The 20,015-nt window shown below is 54.0% G+C and carries 17 protein-coding genes; 3 read left to right on the forward strand and 14 right to left on the reverse strand.

Annotated features, from left to right (window positions below; all coding sequences use genetic code 11):
* Positions 1 to 128 precede the first annotated feature (128 nt).
* Together KU854_RS05430 and KU854_RS05435 are read left to right on the forward strand one after the other, a co-directional pair.
* Positions 129 to 1,832 (forward strand): FAD-dependent oxidoreductase, encoded by a 1,704-nt coding sequence (locus KU854_RS05430; RefSeq protein WP_218357433.1) that lies wholly within the window; start codon positions 129 to 131, stop codon positions 1,830 to 1,832.
* A gap of 180 nt (positions 1,833 to 2,012) precedes the next feature.
* Complete coding sequence (locus KU854_RS05435) at positions 2,013 to 2,447, forward strand: DUF4399 domain-containing protein (protein ID WP_218357434.1); 435 nt, start codon at positions 2,013 to 2,015, stop codon at positions 2,445 to 2,447.
* 74 nt (positions 2,448 to 2,521) lie between these two features.
* On the opposite strand, the gene KU854_RS05440 is transcribed toward KU854_RS05435, so the two are convergent.
* The 13 genes from KU854_RS05440 to KU854_RS05500 form a co-directional block, all read right to left on the reverse strand.
* Positions 2,522 to 3,175, reverse strand: coding sequence for a sugar transferase (locus KU854_RS05440; RefSeq protein ID WP_255555429.1), 654 nt, complete (start codon positions 3,173 to 3,175; stop codon positions 2,522 to 2,524).
* Between the two features lie 33 nt (positions 3,176 to 3,208).
* Positions 3,209 to 4,375, reverse strand: a complete 1,167-nt coding sequence (locus KU854_RS05445; protein ID WP_218357435.1) for a glycosyltransferase family 2 protein — start codon at positions 4,373 to 4,375, stop codon at positions 3,209 to 3,211.
* The gene (locus KU854_RS05450) at positions 4,365 to 5,447 is read right to left on the reverse strand and encodes a glycosyltransferase (RefSeq protein ID WP_218357436.1); all 1,083 of its coding nucleotides are present in this window, start codon (positions 5,445 to 5,447) and stop codon (positions 4,365 to 4,367) included. Before KU854_RS05450 ends, KU854_RS05445 begins: the two co-directional genes overlap by 11 nt.
* A gap of 153 nt (positions 5,448 to 5,600) precedes the next feature.
* Positions 5,601 to 7,958, reverse strand: coding sequence for a hypothetical protein (locus tag KU854_RS05455; RefSeq protein WP_218357437.1), 2,358 nt, complete (start codon positions 7,956 to 7,958; stop codon positions 5,601 to 5,603).
* Positions 7,959 to 7,969: 11 nt separating this feature from the next.
* Positions 7,970 to 9,448: a GumC family protein gene (locus tag KU854_RS05460; protein ID WP_218357438.1), complete on the reverse strand. Its 1,479-nt coding sequence runs from the start codon at positions 9,446 to 9,448 to the stop codon at positions 7,970 to 7,972.
* Positions 9,445 to 10,569 (reverse strand): glycosyltransferase family protein, encoded by a 1,125-nt coding sequence (locus KU854_RS05465; RefSeq protein ID WP_218357439.1) that lies wholly within the window; start codon positions 10,567 to 10,569, stop codon positions 9,445 to 9,447. The genes KU854_RS05460 and KU854_RS05465 overlap by 4 nt, the downstream gene beginning before the upstream one ends.
* Positions 10,566 to 11,288, reverse strand: coding sequence for an acyltransferase (locus KU854_RS05470; protein ID WP_218357440.1), 723 nt, complete (start codon positions 11,286 to 11,288; stop codon positions 10,566 to 10,568). Before KU854_RS05470 ends, KU854_RS05465 begins: the two co-directional genes overlap by 4 nt.
* A 5-nt stretch (positions 11,289 to 11,293) precedes the next feature.
* Positions 11,294 to 11,443, reverse strand: a complete 150-nt coding sequence (locus KU854_RS05475; RefSeq protein WP_218357441.1) for a hypothetical protein — start codon at positions 11,441 to 11,443, stop codon at positions 11,294 to 11,296.
* Between the two features lie 188 nt (positions 11,444 to 11,631).
* Positions 11,632 to 12,018 (reverse strand): VOC family protein, encoded by a 387-nt coding sequence (locus KU854_RS05480; protein WP_218357442.1) that lies wholly within the window; start codon positions 12,016 to 12,018, stop codon positions 11,632 to 11,634.
* A gap of 246 nt (positions 12,019 to 12,264) precedes the next feature.
* Entirely contained in the window at positions 12,265 to 13,707 is a 1,443-nt protein-coding gene (locus KU854_RS05485; protein ID WP_218357443.1) for a lipopolysaccharide biosynthesis protein, read from the reverse strand.
* Positions 13,704 to 14,846 (reverse strand): glycosyltransferase family 4 protein, encoded by a 1,143-nt coding sequence (locus tag KU854_RS05490; protein ID WP_218357444.1) that lies wholly within the window; start codon positions 14,844 to 14,846, stop codon positions 13,704 to 13,706. Before KU854_RS05490 ends, KU854_RS05485 begins: the two co-directional genes overlap by 4 nt.
* On the reverse strand, positions 14,843 to 16,099 hold the full coding sequence (locus KU854_RS05495) for a glycosyltransferase (RefSeq protein ID WP_218357445.1): 1,257 nt from the start codon (positions 16,097 to 16,099) through the stop codon (positions 14,843 to 14,845). Before KU854_RS05495 ends, KU854_RS05490 begins: the two co-directional genes overlap by 4 nt.
* A gap of 31 nt (positions 16,100 to 16,130) precedes the next feature.
* Positions 16,131 to 17,132, reverse strand: a complete 1,002-nt coding sequence (locus KU854_RS05500) for a glycosyltransferase family 4 protein (RefSeq protein WP_054779187.1) — start codon at positions 17,130 to 17,132, stop codon at positions 16,131 to 16,133.
* 417 nt (positions 17,133 to 17,549) lie between these two features.
* On the opposite strand from KU854_RS05500, the gene KU854_RS05505 reads away from it, so the two are divergent.
* Positions 17,550 to 18,491 carry an NAD-dependent epimerase/dehydratase family protein gene (locus KU854_RS05505; RefSeq protein ID WP_218357446.1) on the forward strand — a complete coding sequence of 314 codons (942 nt, stop codon included), beginning with the start codon at positions 17,550 to 17,552 and terminating at the stop codon, positions 18,489 to 18,491.
* A gap of 72 nt (positions 18,492 to 18,563) precedes the next feature.
* Here KU854_RS05505 and KU854_RS05510 read toward each other — a convergent pair whose 3' ends face one another.
* A complete protein-coding gene (locus tag KU854_RS05510; RefSeq protein ID WP_218357447.1) occupies positions 18,564 to 19,997 on the reverse strand; it encodes a sigma-54-dependent transcriptional regulator in 1,434 nt (477 codons plus the stop codon).
* Between the last annotated feature and the right edge of the window lie 18 nt (positions 19,998 to 20,015).

The following is a 20,015-nucleotide window of genomic DNA, read 5'->3' on the forward strand; positions in this document are numbered from 1 at the left end:
CAGATCTATCTAATATATGATTCTCCCATCAACTCGTCACAGCAGTGAAAATCGAGTAAGTTTAAAACTCTCCAAGGCTCGCAAAACTTTAAATGCTTTCGGCCTCATAGATATACAGGAGCTTTACCATGCCTAAGATCCTCATCATTGGTGGTGTTGCCGGTGGCGCATCAGCAGCAGCACGTGCCCGTCGTTTGAGTGAAGATGCCGAAATCATCATGTTCGAGCGGGGCAACTATGTCTCATTCGCCAACTGCGGCCTGCCATACCACATTGGTGGTGACATTCAGGATCGCAGCAAACTGTTGTTGCAAACCCCTGAGAGCTTCCTTGCGCGATTCAACGTGGATGTGCGCGTGATGAACGAAGTAGTGTCTATCCAGCGTGAAGATAAAACCGTAACGGTGAAAAACCTGCTGGATGGCTCGGAATACACGGAAAGCTATGACTTCCTGCTACTGAGCCCAGGTGCGGCACCAATCGTTCCGCCAATCCCTGGAATTGAGAACCCGCTGACGTTCTCACTGCGCAACATTCCGGATATGGATAGCATTATCAACAGCATCCAGATGAACAATGTGCAGCATGCGACTGTAGTTGGTGGCGGCTTCATTGGTCTTGAGATGATGGAAGCCTTCCATCAACTGGGTATTAAAACGACCTTGCTGGAACTGGCTGATCAGGTGATGACCCCGGTTGACCCTGAAATGGCGGGCTTTGTTCATCAGGAAATCCGTGCCAAAGGTATCGATTTGCGTCTGGGTACTGCACTGACAGGCGTTGAGTATCTGTCTGAGACCCATATTGCCAGCGAAGAGGCGGGCGAAGACAGCATCAACCAGCACATTCATGGCCAGTTGCAGCTTTCTCTGAGCACTGGCGACACTCTGATAACAGACATGCTGATCATGGCGATTGGTGTGCGTCCTGAAGTCTCACTGGCGCGCGCTGCTGGCCTGCAAATCGGTGAGTTAGGCGGTATCTGGGTTAACGACGCGCTGCAAACCAGTGACCCGTCTATCTATGCGGTAGGCGATGCGATTGAAGAAAAAGACTTTGTGACCGGCAAACAAACCGTGGTGCCACTGGCTGGCCCTGCAAACCGCCAGGGTCGTATGGCTGCTGACAACATGTTGGGCGCAAACGAAACCTACCGTGGCACACAGGGTACGGCAATCTGTAAGGTGTTCGATTTGGCAGTGGCTTCTACCGGTAAAAACGAGAAACAACTGAAGCGCGAAGACATCTCTTACGACAAGGTTTACGTACACACCGCCAGCCATGCAAGCTACTACCCGGGCGCAGAAGTGGTTTCACTGAAACTCATGTATGCACCAGACAGCGGCAAGATCCTGGGCGCTCAGGCAGTCGGTAAAGATGGCGTTGATAAACGTATCGACATTCTGGCAGTAGCACAACGTGCGGGCATGACTGTTGAGCAACTTCAGCATGTGGAGCTGACCTATGCACCGCCGTATGGCAGCGCGAAAGACGTGATTAATCAGGCCGCATTTGTAGCAACCAACATCATGAAAGGTGATGTCAAAGCCATTCACTACGACCAAATAGCTAACCTGAGCGACGATCAGGTTCTGCTGGACGTTCGCAATCCAATCGAACTGCAAAATGTCGGCACCTTCCCGGGTGCAATCAATATCCCGGTTGACCAACTGCGCGACCGTATGAATGAGCTGCCAAAAGACAAAGAAATCGTCGTGGCGTGTCAGGTTGGCCTGCGTGGCAACGTGGCCTACCGCCAGCTGGCAAACAATGGCTTCAAGGCGCGTAATCTGGTGGGTGGTTACCGTACCTGGCGCGCCTCAAACCAGTAAATTTCAGTAATCTGTCGTTAAAATGCAGTCTTCGGGCTGCATTTTTCGTTTTTGGCTGACTGTTCCGGATGAACAATTCGCGATGGAATGTGAAATTTCGGCTGTGTCCCATTTCCTGACACTTTTACACCGTGTGTTTGATTCATGCTAATCACTGGAATCCATGGTTAAGGCGTATGCATGAACAAGGTCATCCACCGCTGTTTGGTGCTGGCTACCCTGCTTTTTGTTGTACCGTTTTCGGCGGTGGTGGGGGCAACCACACCAGCACCTTCGGGGGCGCACGTCTATTTTATCCAGCCAAAAGATGGTGAAACGGTACCTGAGACTTTCACTGTCGTCGTTGGTGTGCGGGGAATGCGCCTACTTCCAGCTGGGCCAACGCTCCCCAATACTGGACACCACCACCTCTTAATTGATGTCGATTCACTGGAAAACTTCTCGTTACCACTGCCTAAAAACGCCAATATCCAGCATCTGGACAGGGGCGAAGACAGGCTACGGCTTACGCTGCCACGGGGCAGACACACCCTGCAGGTGTTGATGGCAGACGGTGAACACATACCCCACACCCATCCCGTGCTGTCAGAAAAGATCACCATTAATGTGCGTTAGAGCGTGATACTACGAGAGGGTGAAAATAAAAAGGCGCGGTGTACTTCAACACCGCGCCCTTCTGGCAGTTTGCCTTATTGTCCGCGCCCGCACACCATAACAACCAAGGTGCGGAAAATGATGTAAATGTCCATTTTCAGCCATGACAGCGGCGATGAGAGAGACAGGGCGTAGGAATGGTCAAATCCGACTTTTGAGCGAACGTCCTCAATGCAGGTGTCATAACCCTGGTTGACCTGCGCCAGACCGGTAATTCCCGGGGTGACGCCATAGGTACGTTCGACAAAGTAGGGAATTTCGTTCTCCAGTTTCTGGTAGAAACCGGGACGTTCCGGACGTGGGCCAATCAGCGACATTTCGCCGGTCAGCACATTGAAAAACTGGGGCAGTTCATCCAACCGGGTTTTACGCAGGAAGCGGCCGATGCGGGTGATGCGCGGATCTGACTTCGCCGCCCAGGTTGCACCGCTGGCGGCTTCAGCATCTGTGCGCATGGTGCGGAATTTAATCATAAAAAACAGCAGGCTGCATTCTGGCGTAGCGCGGCCGATGCGTAACTGGCGGTAAAAAACCGGCCCGGGGCTATCAAGTTTGATCGCCAGCGCAATCAGTGGAAAAAGTGGCAGTGTCAGAGTCAGGCCAATCATTGACAACACAATATCCATCGCGCGTTTGGCTTTTGCTGTGATGGGGTTAATGTCCATGTGAGTGTTCATATTCACGTTCATTTCATCATCCTCTAAAAAACGCAATGAAAAGGGCTAGACGCGTTGCCAGCGGCCTTTTTCCAATCCGGTGATATATCGCAATGTGCCAATGGCATTGGCTGTGTGTCCGGCAACCAGATAGGCCAGTGCCCGGCACAGTCTGGATTTGGGCTGGTAACCTGTGAGGCTCCAGAGCATGACCAAGCCATATGCTGTCGCCTGTCCGCCTGCTGCGACGGCAAAAAAGAGATTTTCCAGCGCCAGCAGAGCACTGCCAATCAGCGCAGTCAGCATCAGGAACGGCATCACTACCCTGAGCCCCTTGCTGGAAGCAAAGGTGAAGGCCACGCCCCCAAGCCTGGGATTCAGGCAGCCCAATAAGCGGAACAACTGCTGGCAGTTTCCGGCACCAATTCTCAGTCGGCGGCGGAAATCCTGCTGGGTGTTGGTTGGCTCCAGTTCAACCGCACGGATTTCTTCCTGAACCACAGCGCGGTAGCCTTTTTCCACGATTTTCATCGGCAGGATGAAATCGTCATTGATGGTGTCGAATTCAAAGGGAGAGAAAAGTTCGCGGCGAATGAAGTAAAGTGCGCCGTGGGCACCGAGCGATGACCCTATTGCTGCTTCATTGCTGCGGATTTTGTTCTGGTAATCCCAGTATTGCTGCTCGCCTTCGCCGGGTTTAAGCAGGCAGTAGCGGCTGTTGACTACCCCAACATCCGGTGCGCTGAAGTGGGCGGCAGCGAGCGTCAGTGCATCAAAGGAAATGAGCGCTGAAATATCGCTTAAGGCAACCACTTCGCTTTTGATAGTCGCCATCGCTTTGTTGATCACTATGGCTTTGCCGTGGTTCTCCACATACTCAATCACGCGAAGGTTAAGGCCAGCACACAGGGGTTCTTGCGCTGTGGCTTTAGCGATGGCTGCGGTGTTGTCAGTGCAACCGTCACAGGCCAGCACCACTTCCAGTTTGTCTTGTGGGTAATCGAGGGCGGCAAGGTTGCGCAGTTTCTCCGCGACCCATTGCGCTTCGTTATAGGCAGGCATCAGCACCGTGATGGAAGGTAGCTCAGCCATGTTTTGTTCATTGCTGGTTTCTTCCTGTGAGGTGCGGCAAAGGCGCACCAGCATTTTCAGCAAGAGTGGGTAGCCAACGTGGTGGTATATCACCAACACAATGCTGGTGGCCGTCATCCAGAAAATCAGTTCATGCGCCATAACACATCCCCTCTGCCAATGAGTCGTAGGCTCGTGCCATGCCACGCACATCCGCGTTAGATTTCACAAACTCCCGTGGGCAAGCTGCAGGAGGATGGGCAATGTAGGAACAGATCCTGATTGCCATCTCAGCGGGATCTCCAGCTCTCAAAACCAAGCCGCTTTCTGGGCACAGGGTTTCCGTTGCGCCGCCGACATCGGTGACTGCAGCAGGAATACCGCAAGCCTGTGCTTCAAGCGGGGCAAGGGGAAAACCTTCGTTAAACGAGGGGAGACAAAAAAGATCCAAAGCCTGATAAAAACGGGGCATATCCTCAACATGACCGAGAAAGTGCACCCGTTTTTCAACCGACAGGTTGCGAGCCTGGTTTTTCAGTTGCTCAGCCAAAGAGCCGGAACCGGCAATGGCCAGATGAAAATTTTGCGGCAGTGCGGCCAGTGCAGCAATCAATACGCCGTGACCCTTTACTTCTTCCAGTCGACCACTGGCACCCAGCAGTTTTGCGTTTTGTGGCAATCCGAATGCACGACGGGCGTGGTGTTTGACACCTGGAACAAAGCGACTGACATCAACACCGTTTTTAATCACCCGTAAATCTCGGTTTCCCGGCAAGTTACGCATGTTGTCGGCCACGATGTCCGCATCCGCGACCTTAACCGGGGAGGCGACCAGCGAAACCAGACGGTGAAGCTGTCGGTGGCGACGGTTGTTGTAGTGCCATGCATCATGCTCTGTATGCATGTGAGGAATGCCACACAAGCGGGATGCGATGCCGCCATAGAAATAGGGGCCAATGTGGTGGGTATGGACGACATCGGCCTGCAGACTTTTCAGCGTTTTTTTCAAATCGCGGATCAGGGAGAGGGAAAAGCCCACCGGTTTGTTCATAAATATCAGCTGGTCTTTGTAGCTGTCCAGGCGCGGCCATGCCTTGATGGCAGATTCCAGGTCACCTTCAAGGCTTACGATTTTCATATTGTGGCGGTGGCGGGAAAAATTCATGAACTCAAGCGCCATGACTTCCAGCCCGCCGGGGCGTAAATGCTGTACAACCTGAACAATGGTTTTCATGGATACCTCAAACAGTGCGTTTGTCGTTATCCGTGTATTTGCACAGGATGTGCCACTTTCTGATTGCTGTTTAACTCGTTGAAATATATCGGCAGTGCTGGTTTTCTCCGCTAATTCCGGGGAGATTTCTCATTCTGAGAATCTCCCTGAGAGTCAGCGGGCGAGGTCAATGATCTGGGCGCGCCATGTTTCGAGCATCGCGGTATCAATTTCCAGCATCCCTTCCCAGGTATCGGGTACCTGTTTGGTCATCTGCAATAACAGCGACTTTGCGTTTGGGTTGGTTTCGGCGGCCTCTTCCAGCCATTGAAGCCAGCGGTGATCAACAATGCCCTGGGCGATCTCATAGAGATCTGCATGGATGTCCGGGGCATCCGGGCAGGGCTGTGCCGAAGGGTAAAGAAGCTGCACATCAAATTCGCGGCCATCGGTAGGATCGAACGGATCGGCAGTCGGCATCCTGCCGTGCCATTTCAAAAAGCCATCCGCGCCGGAGCGCCAAAGGTAAAACCCGGCCGCTGCGCGGGGGTGTGGCAGGTTATAAAGCCAGACCTCCCGTTCGTCCTTTTGAGTTTCCTGGACGTCATCCACATCAATGCCAAAACCATCGTTGATAAGAACCAAATCGAACATCGAAAGGTAGGCCCTGTCTTCGCGGCTGTTGAGGTGTCCGGCTAACTTGGCTTCCGGCGCCAACATGGAAAAGCTTTTGTGCATGTCGAGGAAAAGATCCTTGTTGCCGGGGTTGCTCGGTTCATCGGCAATCGACCAATAAGGTGTCGGTTGCAGGCGTTTTTTGTATTCGGTTTCGATCTCCTGCACCGCCATGGCGGCATTGCCTACCCCCAACGCCTGGGTCAGGCGTTTTGCCGGGGCATACGCGAGGGGTGAGAAAAAACCACGGGTAGCCAGTGCATCGGATAGGCGGTTGAATTCGGCGCGCGATTTCTCGTCGCGGGGCGTGCTGTAGGGCGGCGATATGCCGGTCAGTCCCAGTTTATGCAGATAACGCAAATCGCACTGCATGGCATCTATCCCCAGATTGTTGGTCTCGGGAAACCAGCCAAAATGCACCGGCTTTTCAAGATAGATCCCGACAGGTTTATTCAGCGCAGGAATGGTGGTATTCACCACGGATACCGAGAAAGGCGCACTCAAGGTTGTCCCCTGCATTTTCACCTGAAGCTGACCTTTATAGTCGCCAGGCTGCGCATTCGCAGGGATCCCGACCCGAACGACCAAACGTCTGGGCAGGGCAACACCGTCATTTTCCGGCATCATGCCGTGGCGGAAATAGTCATCATTCGGCGCAAGCAGGGTGGATGTTAAGTGGGTGCGGGTGAGTTGCCACTGGCTCCAGTGCCAGTCGGCATGGAGGCGTTTTCCACGGTGTTGAGGCTGGTTAACAACAACTAAGGGGGCGCCGGGCAGGTTGCCTTGTTCAAAGTCAAACGTGACCAGCACAGAGGTATCTGGTGCGGCGACCAGGCTTGACTGGCGGGCGCTGAGGCGTGGCTGGCCGGTTGGCCATTTTGTCCAGTCCGCAACTGGCCAGTTTCTGTCCCACCAAAGTTTTCGCTGACGGGTCAACATCTCCAGCACTTGTGGGTTGTATGCCGGTGCGGCGAGAATGGCGCTGACAAATTGCGCATCTGATGTATCGCCAAGCAGGGAAAGCAGGACAGGTTTTCCAGAGCTGCTGACATTAAAAGTGACGCGGTCACTTTTTCGTTCGCCGAAATGCTCCCAACTGCTGCTGCGGGGCGACACTTTCTCGTTCTGGCGTCCAAGGTAGACTTCATCAATCCACGCCTGTGGGTTGCGGCGCTGCTGGAACACGGTTCTTCCATCCACGCGGATTTCACGCTCCAGCGGGTGGGGAAGGTATTCCCATTCGCCGGGGTCGCGCAACCACAATGTGATGTTCCATTTACCGGCAGGCAGGGGCAACGCCATGGTTTCAATGCCGCGGATACCGTCAGATGTCAGGGCATCGGCCGCCTGCATCCGAGCACTTCTGTCTATGCCCTGCAGATAGTGCCCGGCCAGTAATGGGGAATCGGGCGTAAGGGGGTTAAACCCTGGCCAGATGGCGCTGCCTACCGGGCCAAGATCCCAGGCAAAAATACCCTTCCCCAGCGGTGGCGGGTTGTTGACCGACACATCCTGAATCACAAACCCTTCCGTTTCCCTGCCTGCAAAGACAATGATTTGTTCCAGTGCAGACAGGTCTAGCTGTCTTCCAGCTGGGGTGCGGAAACTGGCAAAAGGCACATCGAGGTGAAATTCACCGGGTGGGATCACCCGCTCAATGTTCGCGCGATCGGCATAACCAGGATTGCGGCTGTCATCGGCGCGGATCACCACAATGGCATCGCTTGAAGCTGGGTTATTGCCTGAAATCACCAGCATGGTGGTATCCAGCGCATCCGCAAGCGCGGCTTTTTCAAGGCGAAGTTCCGCATTGGCAAACATGGGGATGAGAAGCAGTGCCAGCAGCCAGTTTTTCATCGAATGCTCCTTCAATTCACATCAAGGACTTTCGGTTCCATTTGGGAACCCAGCGCAGGGAATTCCTGCTTGATATTGGGAATGCGGGTAAGGACGGGGGCACCGGCAATGGCTTCCAGCGTGGCAATGCGGCGAATCGTGGTGTCAGTAAGCTCCATCAAAATGGCCAGCCCACAGCCAAGGAATAGACCACCGACCAAGCCGGCAATCGCAAACACGGCCAGTGGCAGGTTACTCGGGGCGCTGGGCGAGTAAGGGCGGTCAATGATCTTGATACGCTTGTCCTGCTCAAAGACACCAAGTGAACTGGTTAAACGGGCTTTTTCATGGCGGGTCAACAGCTCCTGGAACAGGGCGCGTTTGACTTCCAGATCCCGCTCCAACTTGCGGATCTTCTGTTCTTTCTCACCGGACATATTGGTTTTCTGTTGCAGCTCATCAATCATCTTGCGCAGGCTGGCTGTCTCTTCTTCCAGCGTTTCCACTTTGCTGCGGGCGGACTGCAGGTTTTCGAGCTGGGAGATCAGCAAAGGTTGGGACTCTCCATCGGCATTCATGCGTGCACTGCTGGCAATGTCCCAAAGCTGGTTGGTATCGATGGTTTGTTGGGTGGTGGCGACCAGTTGCGCCCGCTGCTCTTCAAGGCGGCGCAGGTTGCGCAAGGCGCCCTGAACCAGGCTGTGTTGGTCGGTATAGCGGGCTTTCAGCAGGGCGAGTTCGCTGCGCAGTTTGACGATTTGATCTTCAATACTGCCAATTACAGGGTTGGTACTGGACAGTTGCTGGTCGAGTCCGCCAAGGCTTCTCTGCGCCCCCGCCATTTCCGCCTCTTTTTCTGACAGGCGTTGTTTCAGCTGTTCAATGCGGGCGTAGTTGGCAACCTGAAGCTCCGGCAGGCCGTCGGCGTGCTTGCTGCGAAAATCTGACAGCGCCGCTTCCGCTTTATCCAATTCTTCTCGGCGGAACTCAATGTGCTCGGCTAAAAAGTAGCTGGAATCTTTCATGGATGAGCGCTCCGGTGCGAGCAGCTCCTCGACCACATGGTCGCTGACGGTTTCCAGGATCTCTTTCATGCCATTAGGATTGCTGGCGCGGTAGTCGATGCGGATAACATCCTTGCCGATGGTGAGCATGGTCAGGCTGTTGGAAAGACGCACAATCTCCGCATCCATTTTTTCCGGCGGATCGTTTTCATCCACTAGCCCCTGTTCCAACGCCACCTTGCCGAGAATATGGCGGCTGTGCAGCAGGGTTTGCAGCCCGCTGAAACGTTCTTTCATCTGGGATGAAACGGCCAGATCTTCCAGAAAGGGGTTCATCTTGGAGGTTTCCTGCACCAGCATGCTGGTATGCGACACGTATTGCTTCGGGCTCAACAGGCCAATCACAATCCCCATCAAAGGAAAAATGAAAAGCGGCATCACAATCACGTAACGGCGACGCCATGCGCCATCAAGCAGGATCAGGAATTTGTAGGTCAGGGAATTCATAGTGCATCCAGCCAAGTTGATAATTCTTGCGCGCGGGCATCCCAGGTGTGGGGGCTGACCGCTTTCTGTTGTTGATGGTTCGACGTTTTTTGGGCAGCCAGTTCGAGTGCTTCTTCCAATTCGGCAGAGGTGCGTACTACAGAAACAAAACGCATGTATTCGTTCAGCGCAGGAAACGGCGTGCTGATAACCGGTCGCCCGGTAGCCAGGTATTCGCGCAGCTTGAGAGGGTTACAGGCACGGATTTGCCCGTTGTCGGTAAAAGGCAGCAGGCTTGCTGTCCAATGCTGGCTATAGCTTGGCAATTCGTGGTGGTTTTTAGGGCCAAGCAGACAGACGTTGCTGTGCTGGCTAAGTGTTTTTGCTGCGGGGCAGGTATTGCCGATAAATACGAAATTCCAGTGCGGCATCTTGGCGATGGTTTCATGGAGCAGGGCGTAATCCAGCCAATCGGAAAGTGAGCCGTAAAATCCCGCTGTGGGTTTGCCGTTTTGCGGTAAATCCGCAGCCACCTTTGCAGGGGTGGAAAACAGGTTGAAGTCGACGCCGTGAGGCAGCAATCGGGTGCGGCATGACGGGAAGCGGCTGAACAAGGTTTCGCTGGCGGCAAGGATAAGGTCTGCTTTGCTGACCAGCTCGCTTTCACGCTGGGCAACGGTGGCGTGGTCAACACCCGCCAGTTTGGAAAAGTCATCGCCGCAGTAATAAATCAGCGTCGAAGCATCGAGTTTTTCAGACATGTCGACGGCCGTAGGAAGCGACGTCCATAGGATTGGGTCATGGAGTCCAGCCTTTTTCAGGATGGGCTGGAGTTGTTTGGCCAGCATGCCGGAAGCCACATTGCGGCCAAGTTGGGTGCGCGGTGCAGGAAGGGTAGAGGGGTTCACCAGCGTCAGGTTTTCAGGAACAGACTGCGTTGTGTTTTCCGCCTTTGGCTCGGACTTGGCGGTAAGCTTGTGCCAAACGCGCTTGGCATCGCGCAGGGTCAAGGTTGGACGGCGCAGGCCAATGGAATTGACCCACACAATTTTGCGCTGCTGCGAGATACAACGGATCAGGTGCTGGGTGCTGGAAGGCAAACCACCCCAGTCTTCGCCAAATACAATCAGGTCACGGCTCATTGTCCTTTCTCCCTGTCGCTCAAGGGGCGGATGACTTTGGCGGGCACGCCGCCTGCGACCACAAAGGGCGGCAAGTCATGGGTGACGACGCTACCAGCTGCAACAATGGTGCCTTCGCCGATAGTGACGCCCGCCATGACAGACACGCCGGTGGCAAGCCAGACATCGTTTTCCAGCACAATATCGCCGACCTGCTCATCAAGCTCCGGCAATCCGGCTGCGCGGTCAGCGGCATTGACCGGATGGCCGGGGTAACCCGCCAGGAATGCGCGGCCAGCGATACGCACGTTGTCGCCAATCACTACTTTGGTGCCGACAGCAATGGTGGTCTGCCAGCCGATGTCGATATTGCTGCCAACAATCAGCTGGGGTGTGGTTGGGCTGCAGGTGCGGCCAGAAAATGTGGTGTGGCCGGAGACGCGGCAGTTATCGCCGAAAGAAAGGGCAACAGGGCCGCTGACATAAGGCATACCGCCGTAGAGGTAAAATCCGCGGCCGACCTGATGCACACGACCCTTGAACACTGGCGTCCACCACAGGGTGCGGGTCAGGTTTGCCCATGCGCTTTGTACCAACACCGTCAGGCGGTAAAGCGGCATCACGATGAGCTTTGGGGCAGGCAGGCTGAACTGCAATACGCCTTTGATGACTTTGAACAGCCCGCGTGCAACGGGGCTTGGGCTGTTTTTAATCCAGTGTCGGGTCGCTTGCATGGTCATGGCAATTACTCCACGGTTACCGATTTCGCGAGGTTACGTGCCCCTTCCTGCGCCAGCTGGAACACGACGCCACGGGCGAGGAACAGGGGATGTTTGGCGTTCACCAGCGTCGCGGTGACAGACGTTTCTGATACGGCTGCAAAGATCCCACACATAACATTTCTCCTCGGAGTAATGGCACGCCGGTACGCGCCTTTTTCAAGGAGATAGCAGGAAGTGAGCCAGTTTTTTAGGTGTTTAAAATCAGAGTGTTAGATAAAAACGCCATGCGGTAACATGGCGTTTTGTCATTTTGACAGTCAATACGAAAGGGATTGTGGATTTAACAGGCGCTGATTAGGTATCAGTTATCTGCTTGGATTTTCCAAGGTGGATCCAGCCGGTTTTCGCCTGCCCAATACAGTTTGATTTTATTGCCGGAAGGATCGCTGAGCGTCGCCTCTTTCCAAAGGTAGGTCTGCATTGTAGGTTCTTGGTCGAATTTGATGCCTTTGCTTTTTAACTCCTCAACAAGGCTATCCAGCGCTTCATGTTCAAAGTAAACGACACTGCGGCAGTCCAGCCCTTCTTTTTCTGTATCCAAGTAGACAGAAAAGGTGGCATCACCATCCGGAAATGAAAAACGTGCGTAATGATCGGCACTTACAATCTGGATCAAGCCCAGCGTCTTGTAAAAGTCGACAGCCAAATTGATGTCGTGAACCGCAACGGTCACCTGATTTAAGTTCATCTTCCTTCCTTATGCTGATGAATCCAGGGTTGTTGATTACCCGATGTATCTGGGAACCAGGGTGATGTCTCTTTATTGTGTGATTGATAACCTATCACAATCAAACGGTTACCTGTGGGTTGATGCATTAGACGGTGTTAGGGGTCGCAAATCACCCCTATATCTGAAGCGAGTCCTGACGCGGAATTGGCATAAGAAGAAGCCAGCAAATTGCTGGCTAAAATGGGGAAAGGTAACGCATCAGGATCAATTGAAAGGTTTAGCTCTGGCGATTTGACGACGGTTTACCAGCAAAGCGATCTCAGGCAGCAGCCCCTGTTTTTGCGCGACAAAAGCCGTGGAAATCAGCGCGGCGATCATCAAGCCGATACCTTCCAGTATCGACCAGTCATGGTTGGCCACATACAACCAGAACAGGCAGAAAACGGCGCAAAGGGTGAGGGCGCCAACCGGGTAGGGCAGGCGGTAAAGGTACTGGCTGACAAGGTAAAACAGCAGGAAACGCACGCCTTGGGTAAAGACCAGCGCCAGCAATACACCGTAAACCCCGTAGCTGTTACCCCACCACCACAGCGTGCTGACAGCCAGAATGGCAGAGACGGCGTTGTTACCCATTTGGGCGTACGTGGTGTCACCGGCAAAGCTGCCAAGGTTGACCAGTTCTGCCATTTCCTTGAAGAGGGCGGCGATGATCAAAAACACCGTAAAGGCCGCCGCCAACTGGTACGTTCCCGGCAGCATCAGGCCAATAATAATGGGGGCAGCGAAGGCGACAAAAACGGCTATCAGCATCACGGCGACAATACCGTAGCAGGTAAAGCGGGCGGCGCGTTCACGGCCGTTCACGTCATAAAGCACGTCAAAGCGTTTGGGCATCCACCACATACCAAAAGGTTGCAGCAAGAGCACCACCGCGAGGCCGAATTTCGCGGCTACTCCAAATTGCGCCACATCTTCTAGTGTGCTGACTTCTGCCAGCACCCAGCGGTCAAGGCCGTTGAGGGTAAAGGCCATCAGCCCGCTAGCCATAATAGGCAGGCTGTAGACCAATGACTGTTTGGCAACAGGCGACGAAAAGGCAATGCCAGTCTCGCGGATTTGGATAACACTCAGGATCGCTGCCTGAACAACGGCGGCAATCACGCCAGCTTCAAGCACACCATCCACACCACGCCCTGCCAATAGCATTGCTATGGTCAGTGCGGCATGAAATCCGGCGCGGCCGACTGCCACACAGAAAAACGTCATGACGCGGTTTTGCATCCGGATCCAGCCAAGCGGTACCGCAATGCAGCCTTCCAGCGCCAGCATGATCAGCACCAGTTTCAGTTGATAAGCAGTGAGTCCGCCTGGCAAATCTGAGCCGATTAAATCTGTCGCAAACCAGGCGACAGGCATGACCAGCGAGCAAACCATCAGGGTGAGGGTGAATATCCGCGCGGCCATGGTCAGGCGCTCTTTTTCTTCACGGCAGCGGCCGACGAAGCGGTAAAGCGCATCTTCCAGTCCCAGCCCGACCAGAATGCTACCGAGCGCGGCGATACTGCTGATAATTTCGAGTTTACCGAACTCAGCCTGTGGCAGCTGGTGGGTGATAAAAGGCAGCATCAGAAGCGAAATGCCTTTCATCAGCGCCATACTGCTGCCATACAGCAGGGTTTGCTTTAAAACCGGGGACAGTGCTTTCATCCTTGCACCTCATCACTGGTCAGTGACCGCAGCGATCCGCCTGCGGTTTGGGTTAAGGCATCGCAAATGGCAGAGAAGCAGTGTTCCGCGCGGTATTGCTGCGCCAGAACACTGGCTGCGGTGCCCAGCTGTTTCATCTTTCTCATGTCACTTTGCGCCAGCTTGAGTACGCGCCTCAGGTCATCTGCGTTATCAGCCTGATATTTGAGGCAGTTTTCGCCGTCAGTCAGTTGGTTATCCCAATAAGCGCCATCGGCCGGGATCAACACGCACATGCCTGCTGCCATGGCTTCCAGAATGGAAAGGCCAAAAGGCTCTTTGGTGCTGGTGGAGACAAAAATATTGCATCCCGAGCGGATAGCATCGAGGTTGTCCGGCTCCTGGTGCCAGAAGACTTTATTGATAGGCTGAGGCGCATCACTGACCGCAAGGTTGGTTTGCTTGGGACGGATATAGCAGACATGGGTTTCAGGCCTTTCTGACGGCGTAAGCCGTCCCAGCGCTTCAGTCAGGACATCAAGACCTTTCCATTTCAGCAAGGAGGCAGCCCAGAAAACGGCGGCGGACTCATACTGGCACTGGGTCGGCCATGTTTCGCGTGGCAGCCCATTGCGGAAAGTTTTGAAATGGGAAAACTCATTAGCATCCAGCGCTGAACTGGCGGCCTCCAAAGCACGGTTGAGTGAATCGCGCGTTGAGTCGAGATAGAACACCTTGTCAGCATCCAGCAAACACCGCCCAATCGTGCGTGAGCAGGCAACAGGCCCGTGAATCATCTGGATGATATCAAACCCGGCCAATAAGCGGGCGAGGTATAGCCCAAGGTCAACACCGGGGCCGGATGCAGCAAGCGCGACGTCGACCTTGCCGATAAAAAGGCGTAGCCACAGCACTTGCAGTGCAATCAGTCCATGACGAAGAAAATAAGCGATCCCCTGTTCGGTACGCTCCAGTTTCTTTGGCATGCGAAGGCGGGTGATCCTGGCATCTGATTTTGCCCAGCTTTGCGGATCCGCCGTCAGGATGGAAATGCGAGTTGCCGCTCCTTCTAACTGCTGGAGGATGTGCTTGGTTGCCACCTTGGATCCTCCCGCAAATGGTATCGGGTCAAGGATCAGGATATGTTTTCTGCTGCTCATTGTGTCGCCCCCGCAGAATCAGCCACCGCATAGTTCTTCATAAACTTGATCGAGGCTTTGACCGGTGCAGATATCTGCCAGTGGCTCATCCAGCGGGTCATCATGTCAGGGTCGTTGAGCAGCGTGGTATAGAGCTGTTCGAAGCGGTGGGTGTAGGTGGTGATGCCGAAATTCTCCGTGACATGTTTATATCCTTGCTGCCCCAACTCTATCCGGCGCTCCGGATTAACACACAGGTGGAAGGCGGCATTGGCCAGCGCATGGGCATTGTCTGGTGAGACCAGCAGGCCGCCATTCTGGTGTTTAATCACGCTTGGAATGCCACCGACACAAGGGGCGATAACAGGAAGTCTGGCAAGACCGGCTTCCGCCAGTGTCAGCCCGAACACTTCTTCGCGTGCGCCAGACATGTAGAGATCGGCACCGCCGCGCATCAGGCCAACCACGTCATCACTTTCACCCACTAAGTGGACAAATTCCTGCAGACCACTCTCGGCAATTTGTTGCTCAAGGATGCCACGATCCGGCCCTTCGCCAATAACCACCAGGTGGAAAGGCAGTTTCAGTTCATGTAACTGCCGGGTTGCTTCGATCAACAGGTCGACGCCCTTACGATGGATAAGTGAGCAAACACTTACCGCAACAAACGCACCACTGGGCAATCCATAGGTGTGCCTGATGTCCTGAACTGGTTGGCTCAGCAGCCTGTCTACATCAATGCCATTGGGAATAACCTGACACCGCTGGGCGTGCACACCATCGTTGAGCAGTTGATCTACCACCGGTTGGCTGACACCGACAGCCATGCTGGCGTGATGCAAGCCGAGCGTAATGCGTTCGCGCAGGGGATAACGGGCGTGAAGGTGCAATACCAGAGGCAGCTTCCGGGCGCGGGAGACCAGGTTGAGCCACTGGAGCGGCGCGCCACTGTTGGCGTGAACCAGGGAGATCTTGTGTTTATCAATGATGCGCAACCCTTCTTTGATCAGTTTGCTGTAGCCGACAACATCCCACTTAGGCGTGCGTTCACCGAACAGCAGGGTAAAGTTGCTGACATACACCGGAATGCCGATCTTTTGGGCTTCATGCGCCAGTGCTTCATTGTTGCACCACAGCACGGGTTCAAAGGCATCTTTGTCGATGTGGTTGAGCAGGTCGATCAGGCAGCGCTCACTGCCACGAATCCAGTTATCGCCGTAGTGAACAAATAGCAACGGCTTGCGTGTGGGTTTGTTTTTTGCCGTGTACATCATGATATGTCCTCCGGTCTCTTGGGCCGTCTGTTTACTGTGAATAGGCTTTCAACAGTTTTGGCACGACAGCTTCTGCCGAGTAGCGTTGACGGATAGTGCGCACAGCGTTGGCTCGTATCCGGGCGCGGTGTTGTGAGTCGCTGTTTCGCCAGCGATGGATAACATCCACCATGCCGCTCACATCGTTCTGGGGCAGGAGCCAGCCGTTTTTATCGTGTTGGATAAGTTGGTCCAGCGCGCCCACATTGAAGGCGGCGACGGGAATGCCCCGTGCCATGGCTTCCAGTGACGCCATAGGCAGGCCTTCGGCGCGGGAAGGGATAATCAACAGCCCCACGCGCGGCCAAATTTTATGCATATCAGCCTGTGCGCCATGGAAGGTGACATTTGGAGGGGCGATTTTTTCCAGTGGTTTTCGTAGCGGGCCATCGCCGTAGACGTGGAAATCCAGCTGCGGGAAGCGTTTGGCCAGAGAGACAAAACGCTCGGTGCCTTTTTCTTTGCTCAGGCGGCCGACAAAGGCAATTTGGTCACCTTTTGAAAGCGAGATTTCCCGCATGTTCACGAAGTTATCCGCCAGCTCTGCCTTGCAGGGTAGGGTTGAAAGAATAGGGGGGCTGACGGCGAATACCTTGTGGGCAAGAAAGGCGGTGCGGCGATCAAACCAGTCATAGAGCTTAATTAAGCCTTCTTTGTCTTCGCCGCTGTGGAAGGTGCTGACACAGGTAATATTTAGCAGGCGGCAAAGGGGGCGCACCAAAATCCCGGCTTTATAGCCGTGGGTATGGATAACGTCCGGACGGCCATTTTTAATGGCGCGCCATAGCGATCCAAAGCGTCCATCGAGAGATTCGCAGTTGAGCCCTGCGTACAGCAAGCGGCGTTGTACAGGATGACTGCCATAGTTACTGATAAAAACGACGGTGACTTCAGTCCGGACACTGCTAAGACCAAGTGCCAGCTGCTCAACGTGGGATTCAATTCCACCAAACCCGCGACTGTCCAACATTAACCATATCTTGGTTTTCTTCATTGTGGTTTCACCTGAATTCATGAAAAAGACTTGTCGTAGTCAGAGCAAGGCAAAGTTAGTGCCACTTAGCTATCTATTTGAAATTTAATGGTTAGTGATGGAGTTGCCGCCGAGAGCTGATTCAAAATGACAAACCTGGTGGTGGGATTCGTCAAAGCGCATGTCAATTTGACGAAAAAGAGGGGAAAGGAAGGAAAGTGATAGCAACAGATTGCTGCAACTGGGAAAACAAAGGCACTTTCCGGTCGGTTAACATGTGGCGGCAATAAGGAAGAAAACGCATTAACACTGCGGCTCAGGGCGATGAGTACCGGTACGTGGCAGTGAGCAGAGCCTGCGAATACCCATCAAATCTGTAAACATGGCAAACCCTTTGCAAAGTGACTGCCAGAACGTTGAAAAAACAGTGAGGCAGAGATGGCAAGTTTCTTAGTGACAGGCGGTTGCGGTTTTATTGGTTCTCATCTGGTTGAATCGCTGTTAGCGGACGGCCACCATGTCCGGGTCGTAGACAATTTATCAACCGGTTACCGCAGCAATGTGCCGCCCCACTGCGAAGTTCGAGTGGCGGATATCTGCAATGACGGTGTGCTTGAAGATGCAATGGAAGAGATGGATGGCTGCTTTCACCTTGCGGCCATTGCATCGGTAGAACGCTCCAATGAAGCCTGGGTAGATACCCACGATGTGAACCTGACGGGCAGCATCCGTGTTTTCGATGCTGCGCGCAAAGCCAAAACGCCGGTGGTCTACGCATCATCTGCAGCAGTCTACGGCGACAATGCAGAGATGCCCCTGTGCGAGCGCTCTGTCTTGCGTCCTTTAACCGCCTACGGGGCGGATAAGCTAGGGTCTGAGTTGCATGCCAGAGTGGCCTCCATGGTGCATGGTGTGCCTACAACGGGAATGCGCTTTTTCAATGTATTTGGCCCGCGCCAGGATCCTAAATCGCCTTACTCAGGCGTAATTTCCATTTTCGTTGATAAGATCATGGATTCAGAACCCTTGACCATATTCGGCGACGGTGAGCAGACCCGCGACTTTATTTATGTCGGGGATGTGGTAAGACACCTGCGTGCCGCCATGCAAAAGACAAGTACAACCCCGGAAGTGTTCAATGTCTGCCGCGGGGAAGCCCTCTCGGTCAACCAGCTGGCGACTACCCTGATGTCACTGACCGGCACGCAAGTGGGCGTCGCCTACTTACCTGCTCGCCGCGGTGATATCCGCTCTTCTATCGGCAGCCCGGCACAAGCAGCAAGGGAGCTGGGGATTGTCGCTCAGACGTCGGTAACCCAGGGGCTACGCGAGCTGGTGCATTATGTGGTGAAAACCGGCGAGTCACGCTCAGTGGGGTAGTCAGGGAAACGTGCCTGGTACAAGAAACAAAAACGCCGCTAAATGCGGCGTTCTTCCGTGAAAAGGTGTCGATCAGGCTTCGTCGGTTTCCCACGCCTGCTTTTTGCGATACAGGGTCGAAGGGCTGATTTGTAGCAATACAGCCGCCTTCAGGACATTCCCATCGCAATAGGCAATGGTTTTCTGGATAGCTTCCCGCTCAATATCACATAACGGGCGGATCTCACTTTCCGGCTCCTGAACACTCTGCGTCGCAGCAATGTCCTGGGGCGGTGTAACGGGCTCTGACACTCGGGTTTGTGCAATCGAGCGGATTTCCTGATCGCTCAGGGTTTCATTCAGCGGCGGGGGCAGTTGCTTTATTGTGACCGAGTCACCGTCATGCAATACCACTATATTACGGATCACGTTCTGTAACTGGCGGACATTGCCAGGCCAGGGATAGTGCCGCAGCACCACTTCTGCTTCAGGAGAGAAGCTGGTGAAACGCTTTCCTTCTTCGGCGGCATAACTGATCAGAAACTTGGTGGCGATTGCCAGAATGTCATCTCCCCGCTCGCGCAGAGGCGGCATCGCCAGTGGCACCACATGTAAGCGGTAATAGAGATCTTCACGGAAACGCCCCTCAGCCACTTCTGTCAGCGGGTCTTTGTTCGTGGCACACAAGAATCGGATATCCACGCTCTCTTCTTTGCTGGCGCCGACTTTCTGGTAACGTCCGGTCTGGATAAAACGCAGCAACTTTTTCTGTAGCTCCAAATCCATTTCGCAGATTTCGTCCAGAAACAGGGTGCCGCCATTGGCCTGAGCCGCTGCGCCCTTGCGATCATTGCTCGCGCCGGTAAACGCCCCTTTTACGTGGCCGAAAATCTCGCTTTCCATTAAATCATGGGGAATTGCGCCACAGTTTATTGCTACAAAAGGTTCACTGGAACGTGGACTTTGGCGGTGAATGGCTTCGGCGCAGACCTCTTTCCCGGTGCCGCTTTCGCCAGTGATAAAGACGGTGGCTTTACTGGGGGCGGCGGCATCAATAATGCGGTAGACGTTCTGCATGGGCAGGCTGGCGCCAATAAACCCCTGGTAGGTGTTGCGTTCAAAACTGCTTTGTATGTCTTCCACCAAACCCTGCAGACGGCTGTGCTCCAGCTGGTTCCGGACGGTGGTTTTTAAACGCTCGGCGCTGACCGGTTTTTCCAGAAAATCGATGGCACCCAGACGCATCAGCTCTACGGCGGTATCGACGGAACCGTGACTGGTGACGACGATCACTGCGCTGGGGAGCCCTTTATCCTTGATCTGTTTTAGTACCTTCTCTCCGGACATGTCGGGCAGTTTCAGATCGAGCAATATCAGATGAGGCGTGGCCTTTTCGAGATAGTCCAACGCGGCCTGTCCGGTTTCCAGACAGACAAGTTCAATCGGCTCTTTGGCCAGATACTGACGGTAAATGTTGGTCAGCGGAAGCGAGTCTTCAATGATCAACACGCGGTAGGTGGATGTCATGCGTCATTTCCCCAAATG

Source organism: Enterovibrio paralichthyis (assembly GCF_019209835.1).
GTDB classification, from domain to species: Bacteria; Pseudomonadota; Gammaproteobacteria; order Enterobacterales; family Vibrionaceae; genus Enterovibrio; species Enterovibrio paralichthyis.